The sequence below is a fragment of the Thiorhodococcus drewsii AZ1 genome, from assembly GCF_000224065.1.
GTDB classification, from domain to species: Bacteria; Pseudomonadota; Gammaproteobacteria; order Chromatiales; family Chromatiaceae; genus Imhoffiella; species Imhoffiella drewsii.
In genome coordinates this window covers 1-4,099 of record NZ_AFWT01000084.1, presented here as the reverse complement: position 1 = coordinate 4,099, position 4,099 = coordinate 1, and the positions used below count along the sequence as shown (strand labels likewise).

The window sequence follows — 4,099 nt, the reverse complement described above, 5'->3', positions numbered from 1 at the left end:
GTCGGCGGCTACAACACCGAGCATCGACACAGTGCCATCCGCTTCGTCACCCCCGAGCAACGCCATCGTGGGGAGGATCCCCAGATCCTCGCTCAGCGCCACGCCCTCAACCAGGTCGCACGCGACCAACACCCCGAGCGCTGGAGTGGGCCAACGCGCAACTGGACGCCGATTACGGTCGTCTCCCTCAACCCATAGCTTTACCCATAACTCGCCCCTGCGGAACGCTGAGCCTCAAGAGCGAGCACGAAATCAGCCGCGCGTTGCAGCCCGATCCACAGGGATTGCGGTCCCGGGAAGCCATCACTTTTTCGGTTGAGGAAGCCACCGAGGGTGGCCACCATGCGGACCATGGCATCGAGCGACGGCGGCTCTTCTGGTGGAGCTTGGCGCTGGGTGACGAGGTAGACGGCCTGCCATTCGGCCGCGTCGAAGACGACATCGCAGGGCAACTCGGGGCAGGCGCGCCCGAGGTGGGTGAGCAACAGAACGCGCCAGGCGATGATCATGTAGAAGGTGATGGCGGGCTCCAGGTGCTTGCGTTCCTCCAACTGTAAGCGCTCGATCTTGCAGCCACTTTTGAGAATCTTGAAGAAGACCTCCACGTGCCAGCGACACAGATACCAGGCGATCTTCTCGAGCGCCTGTTCGGGCGTCTCGACGGGGAGATTGGTCAGTAGCAGCCACTCGAGCGGGTCATCGTTGCTGGGAGGGTCGATCTCCGTGGCCAAGAGCGCGGTGACAGTGACCTTGCTGAGCCGACGGTCGCGACGGTGCGGGGCCTTCAAGGTCACACGCACCGCCTTGAGGTGCTGCTCGACGGGACGGGCCGGTTTGCCGTGTCCGCCCGGGCGCGTAAAAGAGATCGTGGTCAGCACCGGCGCGTCCGCCAGCGCCTCGCGCAGAGTGCGTCCATCGCTGAGCCGACGTTCATGATACTGACCCCGCACCAGCCAATCGGCCCCGTGATCGGGACAAGGGGCTTCGACGAACAGGTCGTAGAGATCGCCCTCGCGGTCAGCGATGTAGGTCAGGCGCGTGTCGGGCAGGGCCTCGGCCAGGGCGTTGACCTGCGCGAACCCCTCGACCCAGCGCGCACTCTCTTTCTCTTCGAGCGGACGGCTGACCGCTTTGTCCTGCCCCAGACGGCCGGGCTTGCGGGCCCAGGTATGCGTGTCCAGGACGCCCAATGGGATCCGATCCGGGGTGACCGCCAGGGTCGGATGCAGATACAGCCCCCAGCGCGATTCGTAGTTGAGCGGCCCCAGGCCATTCATGCGCCCCTTCTTGGTGGTGTAGTCAAGTTCGGTCGTGTCCTGGATGCACAGCACCCGCTCATGGGCGCGCAGGCGTTCCTCGGTACGCTCCACATGCGGCGCCAGCACCCGCTTCGCTGTGACACGATCCTGATCGAGCAGGCGATAGGCCGCGCGCGTCTCGTCCCACCCGCCGCAGGCCGTCGGAATGCTTTCACTCGGCTTCGTACCCAGTTTCCCCAGCACCCGCCGCGAGCGCCGATTCAGGCGGACATCGCCCAGATCGATGGTGCCAAGCTCCTGCTCCAAGGTGCCCAGCGGCAGGTCCTCGGGAAATTCGGGGGCTCGACCAATCGGTTGATTTCGCGCTGTCTCGTGCATCGTTCTCCATCCCAACTGTCGGCGTTCACGTCACAAACAGTGCAACGGAAACCCAGGCGACAAATCCAGTCTTGGGCCGCAATCGAACAAGAAATGTGTACGAAACTGGTTCGTGATATGGGTAAAGGGATGCCCTCAACCCGGAGCGCGATCTGGAACACACCCCGTTAGATCAAGCGGTGTGACAACGATGCAGGCGACAACTACCTTGACAATTACCGCTCCCTACGGTGACATTCTTAAAACTGGTTTTTCTATAAGATCACCTTGCCTAAGAAAAACCGGCTCTATGTCAAGAGAAATTTTTCCTCCTGTGTAATTTTTGGTTGATCCATCTAATAAGTCAATAACTTTAATTTTCCAATCTTCAAGCGGACTGTAATCTACAGATTGACTAGCCCAAACAATCCACCCCAAATATTTCCCATCTTTCTCTACTTTTATTTGATAAGTTTGAGAATCTCTATCGACTACAAAATCGGTGACATTAGTCCCTATAAGCCAATCAGATAACTGTTTATAAGCTATAGCCGAATCATTTAGTGACGCCCAGGTTCCTTCGTCACCAGCAAACACGATACGCTTGTTTTCTTGTATATTTTCCCAAAAATACCAGCACGCGGCATCCATACCTGCAACCCAAGTCATAAGAGTATATCTTGCAACGCTCGATCTTTCTTGTTTAGATGTAAGGGCCTGCCCATCTGTTACGGGTGAGCCTTCCGTGTTGAGTATAGGCATGTCGCTATGGCCGTAAGACTCCAGAAGGTTTCTTACTGAATGAGCAAACATCAGCGACTCTTCTATTTTATTAATTTCAGGGTAAAAGTGTATAGCGGCGATATCTGCGTAATCTCCTCCACCCAAAGCAAGATATTCCTCTAATCGAGGCAAACCAAATATAGTAATGTTGGGAAGTAAAATTTTTGCTGTTGGGTCCTTTTTTCTGATTATTTCGTAAGCGATTTTGTGCATTTCTAGCATTTTTTCTGAACTCTCTGCCCAGAATAGAGAATAGTCGAACTCATTCCACATTTCATAGTAGTCAATAACATCTCCATATTTATCAACTAAACGTGTTACGAAGTTTTTCCAGTCGCCCATATCTAACGGAGCATACCCCCCCCCTTTGTTGCCATTAGCCCAGCCAGGGACATCTGAAAACGTATACATAATCTTGCTGTCAGGAATATATTTTTTTATTCTATCAACATACATCTGCATTCTTGCCCATGTAAAAACGCCTTTTTGCGCTTCAATGTACGGCCAATTAACACCAGAATCCATAAGTCGAATCATGCCGACGTCAGCCTTACTTATTGCTGGCCATAAATCTAAGATATGCCCCTTATTGCTATGCATACAAAAAAGGGTTTTCGGCACTATTTTTTTATTGAAAGTAGTATTGTTGGTATAATCTATCAAAGATACGTTGTCAACATAAACAGACACATTTATATCAGAAAGAAAAAATATAATTCGTGAGGGATCTCCGTCTTTTGGCGAGCCAACAAAGACAATTTGTTTCCAGTTACTTGTTGCCGTGATCGTTTGTTGTCCCCAGGTATTATACGAGGCGACATCTTTTTGAAGCTTCATTGATACTTTTGTTTCTTTGTCAGCTTTAACCCAAGCTGAAACTTGGTAAATATGTCCTGCTTGAAGTTGAACGACATGTTTAAATACACTGCTTGAAGGATTTTCTGAAATCGCTATTTTCAAAGAAAATTTTGAGTTATCTTTTCCAGGAGCGCCAACTTGCATCGATGCAATACTTTCACTCCAAGAATTAATAGCCCAAGCTGAAGTTGCTCCTAGTTCAAAATCTTGATTAACGAGAGGCTCATTTGAGCTATTTGCAAAAACCTCGCAAGATATAAAAACCAAGAAAGAAACAAATAAAATTGCTTTTTTGATTTTACCAAAAGACATTTTTTTCATAAAAACCTCTTAGACTATATTTTGATGTAGGCTCTTGATGGATTCCGGACAGATGGACCTGCTGCCAGCCCTAAAGCCGGCCTAAATACGCCCGAGCTTAATCCTTAAGTGTTGCGTCCCGTGTGATTATCTGCCTCGACGGAGCTATCCTTTGTTCCGAGCCCGCGAGGTGCTAGAGCACGTGGTCCACAAAGCCATCGCTCGCGGAACAGCCCACAGCCCGGGAGCCTGATTGCCGATGGAAATCCGCCTGCATAAGAACGCGCGCACGACCCCAGCGATTCGTCGTGAACTGCAAGCCTCCACGTTGCCGAGCAAGGTCCTCGCCGCCCAGTACAACCTCTCGGTGCAGACGGTGAGAAAGTGGCGACGACGCACGGTGGTCGAAGATGCTTCGCACCGCCCACACCGGCTCTCAACGACGCTCTCGCCCGAGCAGGAAGTCCTCGTGGTGGCCCTGCGGGAAACCCTCTTGCTGCCGCTCGACGATCTGTTGGCGGTTACGCGCGCATTCATCCACC

General features: G+C 52.3%; 2 protein-coding genes and 2 pseudogenes. 2 read left to right on the top strand and 2 right to left on the bottom strand.

Translation table 11 applies throughout. The features are described 5' to 3' along the window. A pseudogene (locus tag THIDRDRAFT_RS22895) lies at positions 1–198 on the top strand (IS3 family transposase); the annotation flags it as partial. Between the two features lie 2 nt (positions 199–200). Here the strand turns inward: THIDRDRAFT_RS22895 and THIDRDRAFT_RS22890 are convergent. Further along, positions 201–1,637: an IS4 family transposase gene (locus THIDRDRAFT_RS22890; RefSeq protein ID WP_007043315.1), complete on the bottom strand. Its 1,437-nt coding sequence runs from the start codon at positions 1,635–1,637 to the stop codon at positions 201–203. A gap of 225 nt (positions 1,638–1,862) precedes the next feature. Continuing rightward, positions 1,863–3,578 (bottom strand): carbohydrate binding domain-containing protein, encoded by a 1,716-nt coding sequence (locus THIDRDRAFT_RS25115; RefSeq protein WP_007043314.1) that lies wholly within the window; start codon positions 3,576–3,578, stop codon positions 1,863–1,865. 238 nt (positions 3,579–3,816) lie between these two features. On the opposite strand from THIDRDRAFT_RS25115, the pseudogene THIDRDRAFT_RS22885 reads away from it, so the two are divergent. Beyond that, positions 3,817–4,099 (top strand): annotated as a pseudogene (locus THIDRDRAFT_RS22885) (IS481 family transposase); the annotation flags it as partial.